Annotated in this window: 16 protein-coding genes; 12 read left to right on the top strand and 4 right to left on the bottom strand. The window is 71.6% G+C overall.

Annotated features, from left to right (window positions below; all coding sequences use genetic code 11):
* Window positions 1-254: 254 nt before the first annotated feature.
* Window positions 255-1,442: a PucR family transcriptional regulator gene (locus tag ACFQ7Q_RS26435; RefSeq protein WP_383559342.1), complete on the bottom strand. Its 1,188-nt coding sequence runs from the start codon at window positions 1,440-1,442 to the stop codon at window positions 255-257.
* 87 nt (window positions 1,443-1,529) lie between these two features.
* Complete coding sequence (locus ACFQ7Q_RS26430; RefSeq protein WP_383559340.1) at window positions 1,530-1,712, bottom strand: hypothetical protein; 183 nt, start codon at window positions 1,710-1,712, stop codon at window positions 1,530-1,532.
* 244 nt (window positions 1,713-1,956) lie between these two features.
* Here ACFQ7Q_RS26430 and ACFQ7Q_RS26425 point away from each other — a divergent pair, with 244 nt between their 5' ends.
* The 10 genes from ACFQ7Q_RS26425 to ACFQ7Q_RS26380 all read left to right on the top strand — a co-directional run bounded on the left by ACFQ7Q_RS26425 (window position 1,957) and on the right by ACFQ7Q_RS26380 (window position 17,151).
* Complete coding sequence (locus ACFQ7Q_RS26425; RefSeq protein WP_383559338.1) at window positions 1,957-2,913, top strand: DUF3068 domain-containing protein; 957 nt, start codon at window positions 1,957-1,959, stop codon at window positions 2,911-2,913.
* A gap of 412 nt (window positions 2,914-3,325) precedes the next feature.
* Entirely contained in the window at window positions 3,326-4,552 is a 1,227-nt protein-coding gene (locus ACFQ7Q_RS26420) for a glycosyltransferase family 4 protein (protein ID WP_383559337.1), read from the top strand.
* Window positions 4,545-5,294 carry a class I SAM-dependent methyltransferase gene (locus ACFQ7Q_RS26415; RefSeq protein ID WP_383559336.1) on the top strand — a complete coding sequence of 250 codons (750 nt, stop codon included), beginning with the start codon at window positions 4,545-4,547 and terminating at the stop codon, window positions 5,292-5,294. Before ACFQ7Q_RS26420 ends, ACFQ7Q_RS26415 begins: the two co-directional genes overlap by 8 nt.
* Before the next feature lie 22 nt (window positions 5,295-5,316).
* Complete coding sequence (locus tag ACFQ7Q_RS26410; protein WP_383559335.1) at window positions 5,317-9,603, top strand: alpha-(1->3)-arabinofuranosyltransferase family protein; 4,287 nt, start codon at window positions 5,317-5,319, stop codon at window positions 9,601-9,603.
* Window positions 9,600-11,213 carry a condensation protein gene (locus ACFQ7Q_RS26405; protein ID WP_383559334.1) on the top strand — a complete coding sequence of 538 codons (1,614 nt, stop codon included), beginning with the start codon at window positions 9,600-9,602 and terminating at the stop codon, window positions 11,211-11,213. Before ACFQ7Q_RS26410 ends, ACFQ7Q_RS26405 begins: the two co-directional genes overlap by 4 nt.
* The gene (locus ACFQ7Q_RS26400; RefSeq protein WP_383559332.1) at window positions 11,210-12,004 is read left to right on the top strand and encodes a class I SAM-dependent methyltransferase; all 795 of its coding nucleotides are present in this window, start codon (window positions 11,210-11,212) and stop codon (window positions 12,002-12,004) included. The genes ACFQ7Q_RS26405 and ACFQ7Q_RS26400 overlap by 4 nt, the downstream gene beginning before the upstream one ends.
* A gap of 3 nt (window positions 12,005-12,007) precedes the next feature.
* Window positions 12,008-12,913, top strand: a complete 906-nt coding sequence (locus tag ACFQ7Q_RS26395; protein ID WP_383559330.1) for a DMT family transporter — start codon at window positions 12,008-12,010, stop codon at window positions 12,911-12,913.
* On the top strand, window positions 12,910-13,155 hold the full coding sequence (locus ACFQ7Q_RS26390; protein WP_383559328.1) for a Trm112 family protein: 246 nt from the start codon (window positions 12,910-12,912) through the stop codon (window positions 13,153-13,155). The genes ACFQ7Q_RS26395 and ACFQ7Q_RS26390 overlap by 4 nt, the downstream gene beginning before the upstream one ends.
* Before the next feature lie 66 nt (window positions 13,156-13,221).
* Window positions 13,222-14,964, top strand: coding sequence for a DNA polymerase/3'-5' exonuclease PolX (polX, locus tag ACFQ7Q_RS26385; RefSeq protein ID WP_383559326.1), 1,743 nt, complete (start codon window positions 13,222-13,224; stop codon window positions 14,962-14,964).
* 288 nt (window positions 14,965-15,252) lie between these two features.
* The gene (locus ACFQ7Q_RS26380) at window positions 15,253-17,151 is read left to right on the top strand and encodes an FHA domain-containing protein (protein WP_383559324.1); all 1,899 of its coding nucleotides are present in this window, start codon (window positions 15,253-15,255) and stop codon (window positions 17,149-17,151) included.
* A 76-nt stretch (window positions 17,152-17,227) separates the two neighbouring features.
* Here the strand turns inward: ACFQ7Q_RS26380 and ACFQ7Q_RS26375 are convergent, their stop codons facing one another.
* On the bottom strand, window positions 17,228-17,875 hold the full coding sequence (locus tag ACFQ7Q_RS26375; protein WP_383559322.1) for a TetR/AcrR family transcriptional regulator C-terminal domain-containing protein: 648 nt from the start codon (window positions 17,873-17,875) through the stop codon (window positions 17,228-17,230).
* Between the two features lie 280 nt (window positions 17,876-18,155).
* On the opposite strand from ACFQ7Q_RS26375, the gene ACFQ7Q_RS26370 reads away from it, so the two are divergent.
* Together ACFQ7Q_RS26370 and ACFQ7Q_RS26365 are read left to right on the top strand one after the other, a co-directional pair.
* Window positions 18,156-19,835, top strand: coding sequence for an ABC transporter ATP-binding protein (locus tag ACFQ7Q_RS26370; RefSeq protein ID WP_383559344.1), 1,680 nt, complete (start codon window positions 18,156-18,158; stop codon window positions 19,833-19,835).
* A 73-nt stretch (window positions 19,836-19,908) separates the two neighbouring features.
* The gene (locus ACFQ7Q_RS26365) at window positions 19,909-21,654 is read left to right on the top strand and encodes an ABC transporter ATP-binding protein (RefSeq protein ID WP_383559320.1); all 1,746 of its coding nucleotides are present in this window, start codon (window positions 19,909-19,911) and stop codon (window positions 21,652-21,654) included.
* Between the two features lie 60 nt (window positions 21,655-21,714).
* On the opposite strand, the gene ACFQ7Q_RS26360 is transcribed toward ACFQ7Q_RS26365, so the two are convergent.
* Complete coding sequence (locus tag ACFQ7Q_RS26360) at window positions 21,715-22,932, bottom strand: PP2C family protein-serine/threonine phosphatase (RefSeq protein ID WP_383559319.1); 1,218 nt, start codon at window positions 22,930-22,932, stop codon at window positions 21,715-21,717.
* Window positions 22,933-22,970: the final 38 nt, after the last annotated feature.

Genomic DNA, 22,970 nt, shown 5'->3' with positions numbered 1-22,970 from the left:
CCCGCGCCCGGGGGGCGCGGTCTTGGCTTTACCCCCCCCGCGGCGGGCCCCCCCCGGCGGCCCCGCCGCGCCGCCCCCCGGCGCCCCCACCACGGACATGCGACATCTGCGCGGCGCTCCGGCCGCCGGGGCCGCCACGGCCACCCGGGCCGGGCGCCACAGGGTGATGACAGCCTGCGCCGACGTGCCCCGGGCGGCGGACTTCCGGGCCGACCGGGATCGGCCTGGGGTCTGCCTGCGGTACTGCCCCGGGGTCAGTCATGCGGCGGGGCGAGATCGCCGCGCAGCCGCCGGGCACGAAGTACCAGCTCCAGTTCGAAGCGGCGGTCCGGGTCGTCCAGGTCCTCGCCCCACAGCTCACGGAGCTGCCTCAGCCGGTAGCGCACGGTCTGCGGGTGGACTCCGAGGCGGGCGGCCACCTCCGGGGCACCGCCCCGTGTCTCCAGCCAGGCCAGCAGTGTCTCGGCGAGACGGTGGGTGTGGGCCGGGCCGCCCGACTCGTCCAGCTGAGCCAGGCGCCGCCGCGCAAGATCGTCGATCAACTCCTCCGCGGGCAGCAGTACCAGGGCTTCGACGTGCTCGCCGCACTGCAGGAGCCGCCCTCGCGGCAGCAGATCCTGCTCGATCATCCCGACCGCGGCCTCGGCCCAGCGCAGCGACGTGACGGCCTCCGTCAGGGGAACCGACGGGCCGATCGCTCCGGACCAGCCGGCCACCGCCTGGTGCAGCAACTCCGCACGACCGGGGGCGTCCGGGTCCGGTACGACCAGGCGCGGCTGCTCGCCCTCCATGTCGAGCAGCACCCCGTCGCCCACGGCAGGGGCGACAGCCTCCAGCGCGGGGCGAAGCAGCACGGCGACCGCCACCTTCTCGGGCAGTTGCCAGCCCACGTCGGCCGCGCGGTCGGCGAGGAGGGCGGACGGATCCGTACGGTGCTCGGCCAGCAGGAGATCGACGAGAAGCCGTTGCCGGCGCAGCCGCTCTCCGGCCTGGCGGGCGACGGCCTCGGCGTACCCGCGTACCGACTGGGCCACCATGACGTCGAGGTACTCGAACGCGGACTCGGCGAGTTCGTACATGGCCGCGGACGGGATGTCGACCTGCTGGCCGATTTCGGCCATGCGCCGCCAGGAAAGGCGCACGCCCAGCCGGTAGATCCCCTGCAAGGAGTCCAGGCTGCGCCCTTGTGCGACCTCGCTGCGCCCGAAGTCCTGGAACACCTCGGGAAGGGCGCCAGGCCGGTCCGCTCCCGTGGTCATCTGCTCGACGAAGAGCTCCAGGGCATGCCGGATCGCCACCAGGGCCTTCGGCTCCCCGGACTCGTCGGCGATGAACACCAGCCCCGGATGATTCCGCCGGATCTCGGCCAGGATGTCCTCTGCCAGCTCGGGGACCTGCGCCAGGGCGCGGTCGGCGAACTCCTGAATCCGTTCTCGTGGCACGTCGTGCCACGCTGACGACGCTTCCACAACATCGCTCCCGGGGGTCCGGTCCACATCCGCTCGGTCACCGGCTCGCCTCTTCACAACCTAGCCCGCGCCGGAGCCCGGTGTGCCGGTCGCCCCGGGGGCGGATGGGTCGGGGAATGTGACGAGCGGCACATTCTGCTGCTCGGGTGTGGCGTCGAGAGCGGCGACGATTCCGAAGGCGGCGCCTGCGGCCAGAGCGGCGGAGGCGATGCAGGTCAGGAAGGCGGCGAGCAGTCTGGGCATGGGGATGATCGGCCTCTCAGTCGATGAGGTCTGTCACCCAGCGCGCCGGCCCGGTCCGGCGCGGTCAGTATGCGAGGCGCGTTGACAGAAGGTCAAGGGCCGCCTACTTTCGCCGTTCACCGTCACTGTTACTCCTGGGTAAGCCGCTCCTCCCCCTCTCGGGCAGGCCGCAATCCGTGCGTGTGGTCCCTTCCCGCGCAGCCCATGAGCCCCTCGCATATCGCACCCGTATCGGAGTTCCCGTATGCGTCGTTCAACATCACCTTTGTCCCTGATTCTGCTGGGTTCCGGCGTCTTTCTGCTGGTGCTCACCCAGCTCCTCGTCTGGTACGTGGAGCCGCGCGCGAAGCGCACTCCGACCGATGTGAACTCCACGACCGTCTTCAGCGGGCAGGGCAGCTATTTCGACACCGGGTCCGTCGCCACCGTGGACGACCAGACGATCACGATCACCCGCAACGTGCTGGGGAACGTGGCCGAGAGCGAGCGCAGCGGAAACGCGATCTGGGACGTGTCGACCCAGATCGATACGCCGAAGACGCTGCCGCTGGCCGACCCGCGGAAGTCCCTGCAGTGGACCACCGAACGCTGGGTGACCGACCGCCGGACGAACCTCCCGGTGCACTGCTGCGAGGAGAAGCCCGGGTTCGAGGGCGAGGCCTACCTGAAGTTCCCGTTCGACGTCGAGAAGCGGGCCTACACCTGGTGGGACAGCACCCTGGGCGCCGCCGTGCCGCTGGAGTTCGAGGAGGTCACCGAGGTCGACGGGCACGAGGGCTACCGCTTCGTCGGCACTGTCGAGGCCACCGCGACCGGCACCCGCATGGTGCCCGGCGTGCTGGTGGGCAGCACCAAGCCGGGCCAGGTGCTGGCCGAGGAGTGGTACTCCAACGCGAGGATCGAGCTGACCGTGGACCGGCGAACGGGTCGGATCATGAACGCGGCGATCGCGCCGACGAAGACGCTGCGGGCCCCGGGTTCGCAGAAGGACGCGGTCACCCTGCTGTCCAGCGAGCGGCTGGAGTTCACCGACGAGACCCGGCTCGAGCAGGTGAAGCTGGCCTCCGAGGACGGCAGGCGGTTGAAGCTGCTCGGCGAGACCGTCCCGCTCGCGGGCGGAGTCCTGGGCGGCCTGCTCGCCGCGGTCGGTGTCGTGCTGCTGATACGCGGCCGTCGGCGGCCGGAACACTCAGCAGAGTGACAAAGCGGCATGGGACCGGCGTCCCGAACTTGTCACCGGGCTGAGTAGCCGGAACGACGTGCCGAACGAAGACTGACGTTACCCCCGAGTAAGAGCAAGGTTGCCGGTGTGAGCGGGCTCCCACCCTCAGGAGTCCGTCACCGGTCAGGTGTCGAGACGGCCGCACGTCCACCGTCCGCGCCGCGGTTCACGCAGTACCCGCACACCGAGCCAGCCCAGCGCTTCATCCCCGGAAGCCCGGCAATCCCGCACCAGCCTGCAGCCCCACCGCCTGCCACCCCCCACCGTCTGTAGCCCTCACCAGCCTGCAGCCCTCACCCGTCTGCAGCCCCCACCCGCCTGCCGCCCCACCGCCTGCAGCCCCCCACCCCCACCCGCCTGCCTCCCGCAGCCGCCGAGTTGGAGCACCCCTATGCCCCAGCGCGCCTCCGCTCTGGCCCTCGGCCAGAAGCACTCCCCTTCCGTCCCCGCTCACCTCCGCACCGGCGGCCATGTCGCCGACTCGCTTGCCGCCGATCCGCACCTCGCATCCCCCGGGACGCCCCTGCCGCGTCGGATCACCTTTCTCGCCCGCCGTGACCTGGCCAACCAGGCGGCCGGCGGGTCGGAACTGCTCATCGACCGGATAGCCGACGGCCTGACCTCCGACGGCCACGAGGTCACCCTCGTGTGCGGCGGCCCGGCCGCCGAACGCGACTACCGGGTGATCTCCGCGGGCGGCGACGCCGGTCACTTCCTGCGGGCGAGGGCGATCTTCGCCCGCGAGGTGGGTGACTGCGACCTACTGGTCGAAGTGTGCAACGGCATGCCGTACCTGGCGCCGCTGTGGCATCGAGGGCCGACATTGTGCCTGGTCAACCACGTGCACACCGATCTTTGGCAGATGCGCTACCCGGGCCCGGCGGCACGGTTGGGACGCAGGCTGGAGCACTGGGCACTGGCCGGCACCCACCGCGACAACCTGATGGTCGCCGTCTCCGAGTCGACCGCCTCCGAGCTGCGCGGCATCGGTGTGGCCGCGGACCGCATCCGGATCGTCAACAACGGTGTCGAAGAGCCCGGCCCGCTGCTCCCCGAGGCGAAGGAACCTCTGTTCCTGGCCATCGGCCGACTCGTGGAGTACAAGCGCATCGACCTGCTCCTGAGGCTGTGGGAGCGGGTCCGCCCCGTCACCGGTGGCCGCCTCGTCATCGTGGGCGACGGCCCCGAACGGGAACGGCTCGAAGCCATGGCCGGCCCCGCGGTGACGTTCACCGGCCGGGTGTCGGACGCCGAGAAGCACCGGCTGATGTGCGAGGCATGGCTGCTGCTGCACCCCTCCCTGGTCGAGGGCTGGGGGCTGGTCGTCACCGAGGCCGCCGCACGGGGCACCCCCGCGATCGGATTCGACATACCCGGCCTGTGCGACTCCGTCGAGGACGGGGAGACCGGGGTACTCGCCCGGGGGGAGAGTTCGTTCGCCGCCGCGTGGTGCGCCCTGGCCCTCAGCACCGAGCGGCGCGCGGCCCTCGGACGTGCCGCCGCGCATCGCGCCAAGAGCTTCCGCTGGAGCGCGACGGTCCGTCAGTTCCAGGCGGTCGCCGCCGAGGCCGTGGCCCGCGCGGCCACCCCGGGACGCGGAAGGAGAGGCCATGACTGAGATCTCCGAACGCGGATTCAAGGATCCGTCGCTGAAGCGATCGGCCGCGCTCTTCCGGGCGTTCATGCGCGAACCCAGCGATCCCGAACGGTGCTACACCCTGCTGGCCCGCGACTCGGTCGCGCAGGTGGCACGTCATGTCGACCTGCCGGGCAAGATCGTCGTGGACGTCGGCGGCGGCAGCGGCCACTTCACCGAGGAGTTCCGCCGCCGTGGCGCGCAGAGCTACCTCTTCGAGCCCGACCTGCGGGAGTTGGGCGCTCGCGGCCCGGTCACCGAGAACGCGGTTCTCGCCGACGGGTATCTGCTGCCGCTCGCCGACGGGGCGGCGGACGTGTGCTTCTCGTCCAATGTGCTGGAGCACGTGTCGGACCCGCAGACGTTCATCAGTGAGATGGCGCGGGTCACCCGCCCCGGCGGACTGATCTACCTGTCGTTCACCAACTGGCTCTCCCCCTGGGGAGGTCACGAGACCGCGCCCTGGCACTACCTCGGGGCCGACCGGGCCCGCGCACGCTACGCACGGCGCACCGGCCGCGAGGCCAAGCACACGCTCGGCGAGAACCTCTTCCCCGTCCACATCGGTCCCACCCTGCGGCACGTCCGTGGCCGCGACGACGTGCAGGTCGTCACGGCGCGCTCCCGTTACTGGCCGTTCCTCGCGAGCACGATCACCCGGGTGCCGGGACTCCGCGAGATCGCCACCTGGAATCTGCTGCTGATTCTCAGGCGAAGCCCATGAGTCTGCGAAGCGAGGAACGGTCATGACCACTACGGTCCAGGCGCCCACCTGGGTGCCGCAGCCCGGCCCGACGCCGTCGGAGGCGCTCGGGGAGCCGCGCGGACGACGCCTGCTGTTCGGCTTCTGGGCCGTCGCGCTGGTGTCGTTCCTCGCGGTGTCACCGGGAAAGATGACGTTCGAGACGAAACTCGGCGTCGCCCTCGACCCCTGGCGCTTCATCGGCGACCTCGGTTCGCTGTGGAACGGCAACGTCGGTCTCGGCGGCATAGCCAACCAGTACATCGGCTATGCCTTTCCAGCACTCCCTTACTACGCGTTGATGGACCTGCTGCGGGTCCCGGTGTGGCTGGCCGAACGGCTCTGGCTGTCGATCATCGTGACCGCCGCGTTCTGGGGCGCGCTCAGGCTTGCCGAGCGGCTGCGCGTGGGCACGCCCGCGTCCCGGGTCGTCGGTGCGGTGGTCTACGCGCTGTGGCCCACCTTCACGATCGTCATCGGATCGACGTCCGCCGCCGCGCTGCCCGGTGCCCTGCTGCCCTGGGTGCTGCTGCCGCTGACCTCCGCGACGCTGAGCCACCGGATGGCCGCCGCGCGTTCGGCCCTGCTGATCCCCTTCATGGGTGGCGTGAACGCCGCCTCCACGCTGGCCGCGCTGCTGCCGGTGGGGCTGTACCTGCTCAGCCGCCCGCCCGGCCGGCGCCGGCGCGCGCTGCTGGGCTGGTGGATACCGGGCGTCGTGCTGGCCACCGTCTGGTGGGTGGTGCCTCTGCTCCTGCTCGGCATGCATGGCGAGAACTTCATGCCGTACGTCGAGCAGGCCGACACCACCACCGCCACCATGTCCGCGACCGAGCTATTGCGCGGCGCCGGCAACTGGGTGGCCTACCTGAACTTCGGTGAGGCATGGCTGCCGGCCGGCTGGGCCGTCGCGACCTCCGTCGTCACCATCCTCGGTTCGGCGTTCGCCGCCGCGCTGGGTCTCGCGGGCCTGGCCCGGCGGGACCTGCCGGAGCGCCGCTGGCTGCTGCTGACCGTCCTGGCCGTCGTCCTGATCACGCTCGCCGGGTACGGCGGAGCCTTCGGCGGTCCGTTCCACGGTGTCGTCCAGGACTGGTTGAACGGGCCGTTGAAGCCGTTCCGCAACATCTACAAGTTCCAGCCGGGACTGGCCCTCGCGCTCGCCCTCGGACTGACCCATCTGACAGCCGTGCTGTCCGAGAGCAGAGGTTCCCGCGCGCTCCGCGGCCGGCGCTGGGTGCCCGTGACCGCGGCGGTACTGGTACTGCCCGGCCTGGCGCTCCCGTACGTCAACGGCTCGATCCTGCAGCCCGGGGCGTTCACCAAGCTGCCCACGCACTGGGAGCAGGCCGCCGCCTGGCTCAAGGACAACGCCCCCCGCAGCCGGGCGCTGGTCGTCCCGGCGACGGCGCACGGCATCTACACCTGGGGTTCCCCCATCGACCAGCCGTTCGACGTGCTGGCCGAGACGCCCTGGGCACAGCGTGACTTCGTACCCTTCGGCACTCCCGGGGCACGCCGCATGACGGACGCCGTCGAGCAGGCGCTGCTGTCCGGCACCGAGGTTCCGGGGCTACGGGCGTACCTGGCGCGGGCCGGCATGCACGAGGTGGTCGTCCGTAACGACCTCGACCCCGACCAGATCGGCTACGTCCCGCCTCAGACGGTGAAGCGGACCCTGGAGTCGTCCGGCTACCGCAAGGTCGCCGGGTTCGGCCCGCTGGTGACCGGCGGACGCATCGCCGCCGACACCCCGCTCCAGGTGCAGGGGCTCTACCCGCGGCTCCAGGCCATGGAGATCTACCAGCCGCAGGACCGCGACGGGAGGCCCGATCGGGTCGCCGTCTCGGGCGTGGCCGACACGGCCGTGGTCAGTGGCGGACCCGAGTCGCTGCTCCAGCTGTCCGCCGACCCCTCGATGGCCGAGCGGCCGGCCGTACTCGCGGGGGACAGGCTTCCCCAGGGCGTGGTCGCTCCGGTGAAGGCGGTCGCGGACGGGCTGCGTCGAGCCGACACCCGGTTCGGCCTGGTCAACAACAACACCTCGTACACCTACACGGCGGACGAGCTCAATCACTCCGGCAGCCTGCAGAACCCGGGTGAGAAGCCCAAGCAGATCCTGCCGTCGGAGGGCACCGACCACCAGACGACGGCGGAGCTGCGCGGCGCCGAGTCCGTGACGGCTTCCAGCAGTGGCAACTGGCTGTTCCACCTGCCGCAGTACGACCCGGTGAACGCCTTCGACGGCAACCCGGACACCGCGTGGGCCGAGGGCAGCCCCGGCAGGCCAGCCGGCCAGTGGCTCAAGGTCGAGTTCTCCCGGCCGACCGACATTCCGGCCTCCATCCAGCTGACGCCCCTGCCGGGCGACGCCATGCGCGCGGCGCCCACGCAGGTGCGGATCGAGACCGACCGCGGTTCGGCCGAAAGCCCGCTGCAGACGAACGGCCTGCCGCAGACCGTCAAGGCTCCGTCCGGCGAGGCGTCCTGGATGAAGATCACCGTCGTCGCCGCGCAACAGGCACGACCGGGCCTGTCCGGGGCCGGCTTCTCCGAGGTGTCGATCCCGGACGTGCAGGTGACCCGCATGCTGGTGCTGCCTGACGACGCGGAGCGCACCGACGCGGCGACGACCGTGTACTCCCTGCACCGGGGCACCGACGCGGGCGGTCTGTCGCCCGTATCGGCCGAGGTGGGACTGCACCGGCGGTTCACCACCCAGCAATCGGGGGAGTTCAAGGTGTCGGCGCGAGCCGTCGCGGTACTCGGCGGCCCGTTGGACGAACTCCTGGACCGTTCGGCTCCGGGATCGAAGAACCGGCTGACGGCCTCCGTGGACTCCACCAGTCGCAACGGCTCGTCACTCGGCGCCCGCAACCTGGTCGACGGTGATCTGACGACGGCCTGGATAGCGGGCGACCGGCCGGTCGTCCACCTGAGCTGGCCCAAGAAGAAGAAGATCGACGAGATCATCCTGGCGCCGGCGGGTGGGGTGTCCACCCGGCCCGAGCAGGTGATGATCAGCTCCCCGGACGGCGCCGCCGTGGCCGACGTGGACGAGAACGGGCGGGTCCGCTTCCCGGAGATCGAGACGAACCGGCTCGACATCACCATCAGCAGGGTCGCCCCGCTCACCGTCCACAATCCGGTGGCGAACGCGCAGTTGCAGCTGCCGGTCGGGCTGAGTGAGGTGCACGTTCCCGCACTCGCGGATCTGCGGGTGCCGTCGCCGAAGCCGACCGCGCGCTTCTCGCTGCCGTGCGGCAAGGGACCGGACCTCGCCGTGGGCGGTGTCCTGCACAAGACGAAGGCCTCCGGCCTCGTCAGGGACCTCACCGAGCGGCGGCCCGTGACCGTCACCCTCTGCGCGGGGGACGAGAAGGACGGCACTCTCGAACTCCCGCCCGGCGACCACGAGGTGGAGGCGGGTGACGCGGGCCCGTTGGCGATCACCGACGTCACGCTGACCCGGGGCACCCCGCAGGCGATGGCGGGAGCGGCGGGTCGCGAGGCCACCGTCACCAGGTGGACCGACGACAGCCGGACCGTCTCCGTGTCGGCCGGCTCCGGCGAGGCCGCGTACCTGCGGACCTTCGAGAACGCCAACGACGGCTGGAAGGCCATGCTCGACGGCACCGAGCTGGAGCCGGTGCGCCTCGACGGCTGGCAGCAGGCCTGGGTGATACCGGCCGGGGCGTCCGGCACGGTGACCATGGAGTTCGAGCCCTCCGGGCCGTACAGGACGGCCCTGATCGGCGGTGCGATCGCGCTCGTCGCCCTCGTCGCCCTCGCCTTCGTGGGCCGTCGGCGCGACGCCGGTGAGGCCGACGCGAGGCTGCCCGAACCAGCGGCCCCGGGGATGCTGCTCGGGACGCTCGCGCTGACCGCGGTCGTCGCGGTAGTGGCGGGGCCGGCGGCTCTGGTCGTGCCCGTGCTCGCTGTGGCGGCGCGGATACGGCCGGCCGTTCTGGTGCCGATCGCGGCGGCGGCGATGGCCGGAGCGGGCCTCGTCGCGGCCGTGGGCGCCGGGGAGCCGGTCGCCGCAGGGGAGGGCGCGTTCGGCGGCGTGGCGCAGGTGCTGGCGCTGGTGGCACTGGCCGCCGCGCTGGTGACGGCGGTGAGGCCGGAGTCCGTGCCCTCCGGACACGGGCATGACGACGGACATGAGGACGACGACGATTCCGAGGCGCCGCAGGCCGGACCGGTCGTCACGGTCAGGCCGCGCAGCACCGGCGACGGGCACCGGCCCGATCCGCCCCTTGGGCGGCGCGAAGGAGGTTTCCCCTCGTGACCGCGCCGTGGACCGCCGCCCGGAGGGGGACGGCGACCCCTCCGGGCGGGGTCCGCATTCCCTTTCCGACCGTCGACGAGGTGTCCCGGCACTGCCTCGACGACGACGAACCGGAGAGCGTGCACATCGAGGTCCATCTGCCGGGACGGCTGGACCCGGCACGGCTGCGGGTCGCCTTCCGGCGGGCGCTGCTGGCGCATCCCAGGGCGCTGATGCGCGAAGTGCCCGGCCGTCGGCACCGCCGGTCCTTCGCGTGGGAGCTGACCGATCGACCGGACGGCGACCCGGTGAGCCTCGCGGGACGGGGCCTCGACGCGTTGGCGCGGGCCCGGACCCGCGCCCTGAGCGAATGCCCGCCGCTCACCCTGTCTCCGCCGCTGCGCCTGGAAGTCGTCGAGGTGGACGGGGAAACGGCCGCCCCGGAGCCGTCGGCGGCGGGCGTGGCCTCCGAGACCGGGACCGTGCTGCTGCTGACGATGCATCACACGGCCCTCGACGCGCCGTCGGGGCTGCGGGTGCTCGCCACGACCGCCGAACAGTACGGCGGCGTGGCCGGCCTCCCGGTCACCGGGCGGGTCCGGCCCGGACGCTCGGGTCCGGCTCCGATCGGGACCGGCGGCACCGGCCGCGCGGTACGCGCGCGCCCCGTACGCGTCGCGCCGGACTCCCGCCCCGGGCCGGTACGCGCCCGCGCCGTGGGCAACGGCATGCTGCAGGCGGACCTGCCCGTTCCGCGGCGCGCGGCGCGGAACGGAGTCCTCCAGCCCTGGACCGTCAACGACCAACTGCTGGTCGCCGCATCGCTGATGGTGGGCCGCTGGAACATCTCACAGGGCCGGCCGGCCGGTCCGGTACGGATGACGATGCCCGTGGACGACCGGCCGCGCGGGGCGGAGATGCCGATGGGCAACGGAACCCGCCTCGTCGAGGTGCCCATGACCTCCGAGGACCCGCGCGACACCGACCTGCTGCTCGGTGCACGGCCGGACCCGGCAGCCGTGGCGCGGTTGCTGCGCACCACGGCCCGGCGAACCCACGCGCTGAAGTCGGCCCATGGCGCCCCCCTGGGTGCCGGGGCGAGTCTGCTGACCGCACCACTGCTACCGGTCGGCATCCGAGGCGTGCTCACCCGTGGCGCACGGCGGGCGGCGGCGTCATGGACGTCGACGGCGCTGGTCACCAACGTCGGACGCGTGCCGTACGCGCTGGACTTCGGCGACGCCGGCCGGGCGACAGCCGTGTGGTTCTCCGCACCGGCGCGGATGCCGCGCGGGTTGAGCGTGGCGGCGGCTTCCACCGGCGGTCGACTGCATGTGTCGCTGCGCTGGTCGCGGGCGCTGCTCGGTGACGCTGCCGGCGCGGATCTGGTGGGCCTCTTGGAGGAGTCGCTGGCGGCGACGTCGCTCACCTCGGCTGTGGACAACCCGCCGGGGGCGGGGCCGGGAGTCCGCATCCCAGCGGTGGACACCACCGCCGCGGACGCCGAGGCGTCCGCGGCCCGGGATCACGCCCGGAGCCCGGACGGGCCGTACCACCGTGACACACCGCATCCGGACCCGACACCACGTGGAGCCCGCTCCACCCGAGACAGCTGGAAGAGGCCGTCATGACCGTCTCCGCCAAGGGTTCCACAGCGACCGGCAAGTCGCCCGAGGCGGCGGTGACTTCGCCGAGCCGACCGGTCCCCGGGCTGCGGGACTTCTACGAGAACCCCACCGTTCCCGTCGCCTCCGGGGAAGCCCGGACACTGCGCCAGGCCCGGATGCTGGCCGATGCGCTCGGCCCCGTGGGGCCCGGCCGCCCGGCCGCGACCGTGCTCGACGTGGGCTGCGGGGATGGCTCGGCCGGAGCGACCGCGGCCCGCGTCCTGGACGGGCACCGCATCGTGGGGATCGACTGGTCGCAGGACGCGCTGCGCCGGGCGGCCACCCACCTGAGCCAGGTCGTCCGCGGAGAGCTGACCGGCAGCGGGCTGCCGTTCGCCTCCGGAAGTGCCGACGCCGTGCTGTTCAGCGAAGTCGTCGAGCACCTCGTCGACCCCGACAGTGCCCTCGACGAGCTGCGCAGGGTGTTGCGACGCGGTGGGCATCTGATGCTCTCGACGCCCAACCTCGGCGCTTGGTACAACCGCGCCCTGCTGCTCGCCGGAGTCCAGCCGGTGTTCTCCGAGGTGAGTCTGCGCCGTATCCACGGCAGACCGGGCAGCGAGGTGGTGGGTCATCTGAGGCTGTACACGGCGCGTGCGCTGCGCGAGTTCGTGGCGGCGTCCGGGTTCGAGGTGGTGTCGATCGCCGGTGCGCCGTTCCACGGAGTGCCCCGCCCGCTCCGCCCGCTGGACCGCCTGGCCTGTGGGCTGCCGTCCCTCGCCTCCATCCTCCTCGTGCATGCGAGAAAGGTGTAGCCCGTGGTGTGGGGTGTGATCGCCGCGCTGGTGGCGAACGTCCTGTACAGCACCGGCTTCGTCCTGGAGAAGCGGGCGCTCGCCGGCATGCCGCCGTTGAGCGCCGCGCAGCCGGGCCGGGCCCTGATCCTGCTGGCCCGCAGGCCCTTGTGGATCTGCGGGGCCATGGCGCTGGCCCTGGGGTTCGCCGCGCAGCTGGCCGTCTACCGCACACTGCCGATCGCCGCCGCCCAGGGTTTGTTCCTGGCCGGTCTGGTCCTCCTGCTGGTGCTCTCGTCGGTGGTGCTCGGTGAGCGCCCCTCCGGCCGTGAGCGGCGCACGGTGGCCGTCATCGGTCTGGCCCTGGTGATGGTCGTGGCCTCGCTGTACGGGACCAGCGAGGAGATCAGCCGCAGTGCGCCCACCGGCATCCTGCTGGCGCTGTGCGTGCCGACCCTCGCGGCCGGGCTGGTGCTCTACACGGCCGCCGAGCGGCGAGCCCGCCGGCGCCATCGGCAGCCGACCACCGGAGTGGCCTACGCGGTCGCGGTCGGTCTGATCTACGGCGTCAGCTCGCTCGCCATCAAGGGCGTCTCCGGGCGTCTGGACACCTCGGACCTCCCGGGCTCCGTGCCGGCCCTGCTCGCCTCCCCGTACCCGTACCTCCTCCTGCTGACCGGGGTCAGCGGACTGGTGCTGTCGCAGACCGCGCTCCAGCGCTGCCGGGCGTCACTGATCGTCCCGGTGTGCTCGACGGTGACCTGCGTGTTCACGATCGTGAGCGGCACGATCGCGTTCGACGAACCGCTGCCCGACGACTCGTTGCGGCTGTTACTGCGCCTCGGCGGCACCGTGCTCGCACTGACGGTCCTGCTCACCCTGCCGCGACACGACGCGGATACCCCCACTTCCGAAGGAGCACGGTCATGAATCCCGACAACCCGCTGCTGAAGATCCTCGCCTGCCCGCTCGACAAGGGTCCGCTGATCCTCGACGAGATCGGGGGCGCTCTCTACAACCCGCGTCTGCGCCGCCGCTATCCGATCGTCGACGGCATTCCGCAACTGCTTCCCTCTTCCGGTGTCCCCGCCGTCGACGAGGAACCCGCGGTCGAGAACAGGCACGAGGTGTCCGCCGGACCGTCCGACTCCGCCGGTCGGGACGGCGCCTGAGCACGTGCCCCGTGCCCCGTACGCGCCCGGCGTGCCCGCCCGGCGCCCGCGGGGCACTCTGGAGGCATGGCCCGAGCCAACGACCAGGTCGAGGCGCTGCTCCGGGAGTACGCCGAGTTCATCGCGATCCGGGGAGGGGAGGCCTTCAAGGCGAGGGCCTACGAGAAGGCCGCACGTGCCGTCGGCGGCTACCCGGAGGACGTCTCCACGCTGGACGCCAAGGGGCTGCGTGAGATTCCGAACGTCGGCAGGTCCGTCGCCGACAAGATCCTGGAGTACCTGAAGACCGGCCGTATGTCCGTCGTCGACGAGGCCAGGACGGCCGTGCCGGCAGGAGTGCGCGAGCTGATCGCGATCCCGGGGCTGGGCCCCCGCAAGGCCATGGTCCTGTACGAGGAGCTGGGCACCACCACCGTCGACCAGTTGATCGACGCCATCCACCAGGAACGGCTGCGCGACCTGAAGGGCTTCGGGGAGCGGACCGAGGAGAACATCCTGCACGGCATCTCCGTCCTGCGGAGGGCCGGCGAGGGCCGGATCCTCGTCAGCGCCGCGATGGACATCGCCGAGCAGCTCGTCGCGGAGCTCTCGGAGATCCGCGGCTGTGTCCGATGCGCGTACGCGGGGTCCCTGCGCCGAATGAGGGAGACCATCGGCGACATCGACATCCTGGTGGCGGCGCGCCGGTCGGCCCCCTTCATGGAGGCCCTCGTCGCGCTTCCGTCCACGGCCGAGGTCATCGCGCGGGGTGAGAAGAAGACCTCCGTACGCACCACCGCGGGTCTCCAGGTGGACCTGCGGGTCCTTCCCCCGGACTCCTGGGGCGCGGGGCTGCAGTACTTCACCGGCTCCAAGGCGCACAACATCCGCACGCGCGAACTCGCGGTGCGCCAGGGCCTCAAGCTGTCGGAGTACGGACTCTTCGACGCCGAGAGCGGCGAGAGCCTCACGTCCGCGACGGAGGAGGCGATCTACGACAGGCTCGGACTGCCCTGGATCCCGCCGGCGCTGCGCGAGGACCGCGGCGAGATCGAAGCCGGGCTGCGCGGCGAACTCCCCGAGCTCCTGACCGAGAAGAGCATCCGCGGCGATCTGCACACGCACACGGACCTCACCGACGGGCTGGCCCCGCTGGAGGACATGATCGCCGCCGCCGCGGCACGCGGATACGCCTACTACGCCGTCACCGACCACGCCCCGAACCTCTACATGCAGCGCATGACGGACGAGAAGATCCTCGCCCAGCGCGAGCGGGTACGCGCACTCGACGGCGTCCACCACAGGATGCGGCTGCTGCACGGCACGGAGCTCAACATCGGCCCGGACGGCTCGTTGGACTGGCCCGACGAGTTCCTCGCGGACTTCGACATCTGTGTGGCCTCGGTCCACTCCCACTTCAACCAGAGCAGACGGGAACTCACCCGCCGGCTCATCCGTGCCTGCGAGAACCCGTACGTCGCCGTCATCGGCCATCCCACGACCCGACGGATCGGCAAACGCCCGGGCATCGACGCCGACTTCGACGCGGTCTTCAAGGCATGTGCGCGGTCGGGCACCGCTCTGGAGATCAACGCGCACCCCGAGCGGCTCGACCTGTGCGACGAGGACGTCCTGCGCGCGAAACGGTACGGCGTGAAGTTCGCCGTGAACTCCGACGCGCATGCCATCACCCATCTGCCGTACATGCGCTACGGAGTGGCGACGGCCCAGCGCGGCTGGTTGACGACGGACGACGTCATCAACACCTGGCCGCTGACGAAGCTGCGGCGGTTTCTGGGCAAGGGAGGCGGGCGCAGGAAGGGCGGCTGAAGCCCGAGTGCGGCGGGCCTGCTCCTGGGACGAAGCCCCCTCATCGCTCCGTCCCCCGTCCTTCACATCCGACTCGGCAGCCCCGATCGGGCCACTGCTGTTACATCTTCACGGAATGGGCACCGTGTGATGGCCGGTCGGTCCGGACGCCTTCTCAGCGACCTCACGCCCGGATTAAGATTGCTCTGCGTGCCGGTCGACTCGCGGTGTGTGGTGCAGGGGTGTTGTCGTTCGTGACCGGTCTCGCATCTCGTCATCGGATCCGTGACTCATGGAATTGGGTGACCCATGCCGCCTCGACTTGTCGGCCATCAAGGCTCTCTGGCAGGACAGAACTACCCGATCGGCGCCACACCGGTAACCCTGGGCCGCAACAGCGACAACAGTGTCGTGATCACCGGGGGGAACGTCTCACGCTTTCACGCCGAGGTGCGTCGCGAGCGCCATGGATTCGTGCTGTACGACAGCGGCAGCAGTAATGGAACGCGCGTCAACGGGGTCCGTGTGACATCGCACGAACTGCAGCCCGGAGACCTGGTCGAGATCGGCACCGAGACCTTCCGCTTCGAAGCGGCCGACGCGATGGAGACCATCCTCGACCTCTCCGTGCTGCGGCCGCTCACTCCTTCCAGGGCGACGCTGGCGGCAGGGCCCGTGCTCAACGTCACGGTCACGGGCGGCGGTCCCGTCGGCCTGAGTTTCGCTCTGCTCCTGGAACACCTCATGGGGCAGCGCGTGGCCATCACCGTGTACGACGGCCGGTGGGTCCAGGACGGTGCGAAGGTCGTCTGGAAGAGCGAGGGGCAGGGCAACGTCAGGCGGCAGCAGGTCGTCACCGTGCAGAGCCGCCAGTACCTGAACCTCCCCGAAGAGGTGCAGGCGCGGCTGTTCCGCGGCGACGCCTACTCCGAAATGTGGCCGGTGGGCCCCGATTCGCTCCGTGGCTACAACCCGAGAAACCTCCGGATCGCCTACATCGAGGACACCCTCCTCGAATTGGCCAACGAAAAGCCGGATCGGATTCGGCTGGTTCCCGAGGCGTTCGACCCGGCCGAGTACCACAAGGCCGAATCCGAGGACCACGTGCTCGCCGTGTGCGAGGGAGGCCGCTCCCGGACACGGGAGTATTTCACCGACAAGTTCGGCAACGCCGACAAGTCCATCTACTCGCTGCACGGCCAGCACATTCAGGATGTCGTCCTGGGCCTGCGCGTCAAATCGACTCTGACGGATCCCATGACGGTCCTGCTGACCGTGGCTCAGAACCGCTTTCTCCTCAATGCCCTTCGCGGCGAAGGGTTCCTGAACATGCGGCTCACCGATGCCGAGGCCGCGGAAGTGATCGGTATCGATCCGGTGCGGCACGTGTTCGAGGATTGCATCGCCTCACGCCCGTGCGTCATGGGGCGGGACGATCACGGCGACTTCCAGTGCTCGACGCACAGCACGCTCTTCCTGCCCGCGATGGTCAGGGGTTCGGCCCTGTGGAAGCGGGTGTTGCAGGGGCTGGCGCTGTTCGGTGTCGCCGAGAGGGACCTGAGCGCCGTCACGGCCTTCCGGCTCGACATGGTGCAGCGGCCCAGGTTCACGACCCGGCTGCGCTCGGCCACGTCGACCACCCCGGGGACCTACGGGTTCCTGCTCGGCGACGCCGCCAACGCCATCCACTTCTGGCCGGGCCGCGGGCTCAACAGCGGACTGGGCTCGGCCATCTCGCTGGCTCGATCCCTCAACGGCGCATGGACCGGAAGGCCGTTCCGGGACGCCGACTTCGCACGCCACGAGGCGGCCATGTCCATGCTCCAGTACCGGCACAAGAGCCGAGCCTGGAACACGATGATCACCACCGACGAGAACGGCGTCAGCTGTGCGATCAAGGAGAAGATCGCGCAGAGCATCGAGGAGTCGGAAGGGAAGGACCTGGACAGGAACACGGACACCGACGCGCTCATGGAACGGCTGCGGGGGATCCGTGACCGGCTGTCGTCGCGCGTTCCCGGCATGCCCGACGACTCGACTCTCCGGGACCATCTGGAAACCCTCGACTCCGGCACCTTGCGGACCCTGTTGGAGAGCGGGGCGTGGGACACCCTGATCGTCGGGGGCGAAGAGGTGGACATCGACATCTTCTACCGGCAGGACTCGTCGGCCACGCCCGCCCCCGAGAAGGCTCCCGCCGCGACGTGATCACGGAACGGGTGCCGGGGCCGAACCACCCCCGGCACCCGCGGGCTTGCCCGGGTGAAACGGGCATGGACCGCCCTCACTCCGTGGCCGAGGCGCCCGCGAGCTCTCCTTCGAATCCGGACAGCAGGGCGTCGAGAGCGAAGTCGAAGCGTGCGTCGGCCGCGTCCTCGCCCGCCTCCCGGGCGGCGGCGACCAGCAGTGGGTACGCCGTCGGGTCCAACGAGGCCAAGCTCCCCGCTCCGTCGATACGGCCGGCGTGGGCGGCGGCGTGTCCGACGGCGAAGCTGGTCAGCGAGTAGAGGACGTCCAGGGTCCTGGGCAGGGAGAAGCCCGCCTCGTGCAGCATCTCCACCACGGCCTCAAGTGTCCGCAGATTACGGGGCGTCAAGGCAGGCCGGGACAGCAGCAGCGGCGCGGCATGCGGATGCGCGCCGAGCGCGGCGACCAGGGCGTGGGCGTAGGCGCTCAGATCCTCCCGCCAGGTGCCGGCGCCGAACTCCGGGGGTACGGCCTCGGCGACGACCTGTTCGATCATCCCGTCCAGCAGGGCGGTCTTGTTCGGCACATGGTGGTAGAGGGTCATCGCCTCGACGCCCAGTTCGGCTCCGAGCCGCCGCATCGACAGAGCCTTGAGCCCCTCCTGGTCGACGAGTCGCAGCGCCGCCTCCAGCACGGCCTGCCGAGTGAGCCCCGCACGCTGCCCGCGAGCCCTGTTGGCCGCCATGGCCCCCTCTTCTCCGTGCCGGAAGCACCACGGACCGATTGACGATTCTTACGCTGTAAGTATAACGTCCCGCAGCAGTCTTACGTCGTAAGAATCGATGGGTCGGAAGGCCCGGTGGGGACGAGAGGACGAGCGGACGATGACCATCACCGAGCCCTCCGAGGCGAAGGAACGATCCCCGCGGCCGCCGGACGACGCCGGTCCCGCCCAGGACCCAGCTCCGGAGGGGCGGGGCGCGGCGGGGCTGCTGCGGCCGTACGCGGGGGGCTTCGCCGCCGTGATGGCCCTGCAGGTCATCGGCGCTGTGGCGGGGCTGGCACCGCTGCTCGCGGTCGTCGAGCTGGGTCGACTCCTGCTTCAACCCGGTCCGGTGGACCATGACCGCGTCCGACTCGTCGTGGTCGCGGGCTCGGTCGGTCTGCTCGTCAGGCTGCTGCTCACGGCCGCCGCGGCGGGCATCGGCCATCTACTCGACGGACGTGTGCAGTTGGAGTTACGCCGGCAGCTGGCCGCACGCCTGGGTCGAGTGCCGATCGGCTGGCTCTCCCGCAGGCACGGCGGCGAGCTGGCCAAGCTGGTGGGCGACGACGTCGGCGCCGTGCACCCGTTCATCGCCCACACCCCCGGCGAACTGGCCTCCGCCTTCGTCGTGCCGCTGGTGTCGCTGGTCTACCTCTTCACCATCGACTGGCGGCTGACGCTGATCACGCTGATTCCGGTGGTCGCGGCGGTGGCGCTGGTGCCGCTCATGATGACCCCGGCCCGCCTGCGCGAACAGGAGGACTTCGACGCGGCGATGGCGCGGATCGCACGCTCCGTCGTGGAGTTCGTCCAGGGCATCGCGGTGGTCAAGGTCTTCGGCGGGGGCGAGCGCGCCCACCGTGAGTTCCGGGCCGCCGCCGACGACTTCGTCGCCGTCTTCCGTCGCTGGGTGCACGGGATCTCGCTGCCTGCCGCGGGAATGCAGCTGGTCCTCTCGCCGCCGTTCGTGCTGCTGACCGTCCTGATCGGCGGTACGGCACTGATGACCGGTGGGGGGACGGCCCCGGCCGACCTAGTGCCGTTCCTGCTGCTCGGACTCGGACTGACCGCCCCGGTGGCGGTGCTTGGGCACGGCTTCGACGAGCTGCAGGCCGCCCGCCGCGCGGTCGGCCGGATCCGCGAGGTGCTCACGGTGCCGCCGCTGCCCGAGCCGGCGCACCCGATCGCGCCGCGCGGCCACCGGGTGGAGCTGCGCGACGTCCGCTTCGCCTACGAACCGGGCCACGACGTCCTGCGCGGGGTCGACCTCGTCCTGGAGCCGGGGACGGTCACGGCGCTCGTCGGACCGTCGGGAAGCGGCAAGTCCACGCTCGTCCGGCTCCTGCCGCGGTTCGTGGACCCGACGAGCGGCTCGGTACGTCTGGGCGGTGTCGACCTGCGCGAGCTGGGCAGCCGGGAGCTGTACCGGCGGGTCTCCTTCGTCTTCCAGGACGTCCACCTGCTGCGTGCCTCCGTCGCGGACAACATCGCGCTGGCGGTCCCCGACGCCCGCCCGGAGGAGGTGGAGCGTGCCGCCCGTCTGGCGAACGTCCACGACCGCGTCCTCGAACTGCCGCGAGGGTACGAGACGGTGATCGGCGAGGACACCCGGCTGTCGGGCGGCGAGGCCCAACGGATCGCGCTCGCCCGCGCGTTGCTGGCCGACACTCCCGTCCTGGTCCTCGACGAGGCCACCTCCTTCGCCGATCCGCTCACCGAGCAGGCGATTCGCCGCGCCCTGGAAACGCTGAGGGAGGACCGGACGGTCCTGGTCGTCGCACATCGCCTGGAGACGATCGCCGGCGCCGACACCGTCGCCGTACTGGAGGCCGGAGTCGTCGTCGAGCACGGTACGCCGGGCGAACTGCTCGACACGGACGGGAAGTTCTCCGCGCTGTGGCGCTCCGGACACGCTGCCGCCCCATCCGAGCGGCTGTGACGACGCGCGGCCCGGACGATCCGGCGAGGACGAGTCCGCGAACCCCCACCCACCCGCGAGGAGCCGATACTCGATGATCCGCGTACTGCTGCGCGTCCTGGGTCACCAGTACGCCCGCCCGATGCTCCGCACTCTCGCCCTGATGGCCGCGACAGCGGTCGTCGAGGGCCTGTCCTATGCCCTGCTGGCACCGGTGCTGAGGGCGCTGCTCGGGGGCGCGCCGAACGACGCCTGGCCCTGGCTGGGCGCGTTCGGCGCCGCGGTGGCGGCCTATGCGGTGCTGCGCTACCTCGGCGACCTCTCGGGATTCCGCGTCGGCGCCGCGCTGCTGCACGGCGTGTACCGCCGCCTCGGCGACCATCTGGCCCGGCTGCCGCTCGGCTGGTACGGCGCGGCACGGGTGGGCGAGGTGTCCGTCCTCGCCGGGCAGGGCGTTCTGCGGGCGATGAGCGTGCTCGCGCACCTGTTGGCGCCGGTCGTCTCCGCCGCCGTGACGCCGCTGACCGTCGTCGTCGTGATCCTCTTCATCGACTGGCGCTCGGGCCTCGCCGCGCTGGCCGCCGTCCCAGTCGTAGCGGCGATCCAGGTCCTGACCGGGCGTTCGGCGGCGGCCGAGGACGCGGAGCGTGCCGCACGGGACCACGAAGCCACCGGGCGGGTCATCGAATACGTCCGGGCCCAGCCGGTGCTGCGCGCCGGTGGCCGGAGCGCCGAGCGCTTCCGTCTCCTCGACGACGCCCTGCGCCAGGTCCAGCGTGCCTCCCGTCGGTCCACGCTCTCCGCGCTGCCGGGCGCGTTGGGCCTGACGCTGACGGTGCAGGCGGCGTTCACCGCGGTGCTGGTCCTCGGCGCGTACCTCGCGCTCGGCGGAGGTATCGGGGTCGCGGAGCTGCTGACGATCCTGGTGCTGGCCGCTCGCTGCGCGGATCCGCTGCTGTCGCTGGCCGACCTCGGCGGCAGGCTGCGCGGCGCGCGCGGCGAGCTGACCAGGCTCGACGCGGTTCTGCGTACGGAGCCGCTGCCGCAGGCCCCCGACCCGGTCGAGCCGGTCGGCCACGGGCTGGAGTTCGACTCGGTCACGTTCCGGCACGAGGGGCGCACGGTGCTCGACGGACTGTCGCTGTCCGTCCCCGAGGGGCAGCGACTGGCCGTGGTGGGGCCGTCCGGTGCGGGCAAGACCACGCTGCTGCAGCTGCTCGCGCGGTTCTACGACGTGGACGCGGGCGCCGTGCGCGTCGGAGGCGCGGACGTGCGCGCGATTCGTACCGAGGCGCTGATGGAGCGGTTCGCCGTCGTCTTCCAGGACGTCTACCTCTTCGACGGCACCATCGAGGACAACGTCCGCCTGGGCCGCCCCGGCGCCACCGGCACCGAGGTACGGGCAGCCGCGGCCGCGGCGCGACTGGACGAGGTGATCGAGCGCCTGCCTCACGGATGGTCGACCACCGTCGGAGAGGGCGGTGCCCGTCTGTCGGGCGGCGAGCGCCAGCGCGTCTCGATCGCCCGCGCCCTGCTGAAGGACGCGCCGGTCGTGCTCCTCGACGAGATCACCTCCGCGCTGGACCCGGTCAACGAGTCCGCCGTTCACGCCGGCATCGAGCGCCTGATGGCCGGGCGGACGGTGGTGATGGTGGCTCACCGCATGCGCACCGTCCGCCATGCCGACCGCATCGTCTTCCTCGACGCCGGCGGCATCATCGAGGAGGGCGGCCACGACGAGCTGCTGCGCCGCGGCGGCCGCTACGCCGACTTCTGGCAGCTCGCCCCGGCGCCGCGTCTGCCGCTCGCGGGCCGGGGGCCGTCGTCGGGGACGTCCTGACGGAGGTCGGCCGGCACGACCGAGGAGATCGCGGAGCGCCCGGCCCAGCCGCTTCTTCGGCTAGTCCCGCCCGTTCCGGGCCAGGCCGTGCCGAAGGCTCCGGGCGTCGATGACCTCTCCCTCCGTCGCGGACGTCCGAAGGACCACCGTCTCCGGAGCGGTGGGCTTGCGGAGGAGGAGCAGCGCCGCGTCGTCGTGCAGCCGGCCTCCCACATGCGCCAGCAGTTCCTCGTGGAGCGCTGCGAGGGTACGCGTCGGTTCGTCGGACAGGTGCTGCGCCAGCCTCTCGGAGAGCGGGTAGAACCGGCGGCCGTGGTCACGGGCCTCCGTGACGCCGTCGGTGTAGAGCAGCAGCTGATCCCCGTCGGCGAAGGGCAGCTCATGCAGGGCAGGGGTCTCGCCCGTGAGGGCGCGCAGTCCGAGGGGCGGGGCCGGGTGGGCGGGCTCCACCGGCACGACCGCGGATCCGCGGACCAGCAGTGGGGGCGCGTGTCCGCAGTTCACGACTTCCAGCACGCCCGGACGGGGGTACCCGGCGACCACGGCGGTGACGAAGTCGTCGCAGCGGAGGTTGCGCGCCAGGCTGCGCTCGATCCTGTCGACGACGGCGAGGAGGTCGGCCTCCTCGTAGGCCGCCTCGCGGAAGACCCCGAGCACCAGAGCGGCGACCCCCACGGCCGGCAGCCCCTTCCCGCGTACATCTCCGACGATCAGCCGGACCCCGTACGGGGTGGGTACGAGCGCGTACAGATCTCCGCCGATACGAGCCTCCGCGGCCGCGGCGCTGTAGTGGACGGCCACCTGGAACGGGCCGACGACGGCCGGGACGGGCTGGAGGAGGGCCTGCTGGGCGGCCTCGGCGACCGAGCGGACGGCCGCGAGGACCCGCTCGCGACGCCCGCGCAACGCGCTGGCCAGGGCACTGGCGAGGGTGACGGCCCCCAGGGCGGACAGCACGGCCGCCAGCTCGCGCCCCGGCGCACCGTCACGGAATCCGAGGGTCGCGCCCAGCACCCCGGCGAGGAGGCCGACACAGAGGACTCCACGAGGCCCGTTGGTGGTGGCGGCCAGCGCGGGCCCTGCGGCGAGCAGCGGCAGCCAGGTCAGCCCGGCTCCGCCGAGGAGGTCGACGACCACGATGACGGAGACGGTCAGCACGGGCAGCACGGGCGTACCGGAGGCGAGCTGCACAGCGAGGCGCTTCCGAGCCACCTTCCCTGGGGCGACCCCGTGCTTCCTGAGGGGCCGGGTCGGCTCGTGCTCTCGGGTGTGACTCATGTTTCGCTCGCAGTCCTCACCTGTACGCGGAGCGTGCA

The organism is Streptomyces sp. NPDC056527 (assembly GCF_042794475.1).
Taxonomy (GTDB): Bacteria; Actinomycetota; Actinomycetes; order Streptomycetales; family Streptomycetaceae; genus Streptomyces.
Note: the sequence above shows the minus strand (reverse complement) of the source record. Positions and strands in the feature narration are given on the sequence as shown.

Bases quoted from the DNA above. Each gene is read 5' to 3' on its own strand.
- ACFQ7Q_RS26370 (WP_383559344.1), top strand. From the start codon at position 18,156: ATGGCCCTGCAGGTCATCGGCGCTGTGGCGGGGCTGGCACCGCTGCTC.
- ACFQ7Q_RS26415 (WP_383559336.1), top strand. From the start codon at position 4,545: ATGACTGAGATCTCCGAACGCGGATTCAAGGATCCGTCGCTGAAGCGA.
- ACFQ7Q_RS26420 (WP_383559337.1), top strand. From the start codon at position 3,326: ATGCCCCAGCGCGCCTCCGCTCTGGCCCTCGGCCAGAAGCACTCCCCT.
- ACFQ7Q_RS26410 (WP_383559335.1), top strand. From the start codon at position 5,317: ATGACCACTACGGTCCAGGCGCCCACCTGGGTGCCGCAGCCCGGCCCG.
- ACFQ7Q_RS26380 (WP_383559324.1), top strand. From the start codon at position 15,253: ATGCCGCCTCGACTTGTCGGCCATCAAGGCTCTCTGGCAGGACAGAAC.
- ACFQ7Q_RS26360 (WP_383559319.1), bottom strand. From the start codon at position 22,932: ATGAGTCACACCCGAGAGCACGAGCCGACCCGGCCCCTCAGGAAGCAC.
- ACFQ7Q_RS26365 (WP_383559320.1), top strand. From the start codon at position 19,909: ATGATCCGCGTACTGCTGCGCGTCCTGGGTCACCAGTACGCCCGCCCG.
- ACFQ7Q_RS26430 (WP_383559340.1), bottom strand. From the start codon at position 1,712: ATGCCCAGACTGCTCGCCGCCTTCCTGACCTGCATCGCCTCCGCCGCT.
- ACFQ7Q_RS26400 (WP_383559332.1), top strand. From the start codon at position 11,210: ATGACCGTCTCCGCCAAGGGTTCCACAGCGACCGGCAAGTCGCCCGAG.
- ACFQ7Q_RS26375 (WP_383559322.1), bottom strand. From the start codon at position 17,875: ATGGCGGCCAACAGGGCTCGCGGGCAGCGTGCGGGGCTCACTCGGCAG.
- ACFQ7Q_RS26425 (WP_383559338.1), top strand. From the start codon at position 1,957: ATGCGTCGTTCAACATCACCTTTGTCCCTGATTCTGCTGGGTTCCGGC.
- polX (WP_383559326.1), top strand. From the start codon at position 13,222: ATGGCCCGAGCCAACGACCAGGTCGAGGCGCTGCTCCGGGAGTACGCC.
- ACFQ7Q_RS26390 (WP_383559328.1), top strand. From the start codon at position 12,910: ATGAATCCCGACAACCCGCTGCTGAAGATCCTCGCCTGCCCGCTCGAC.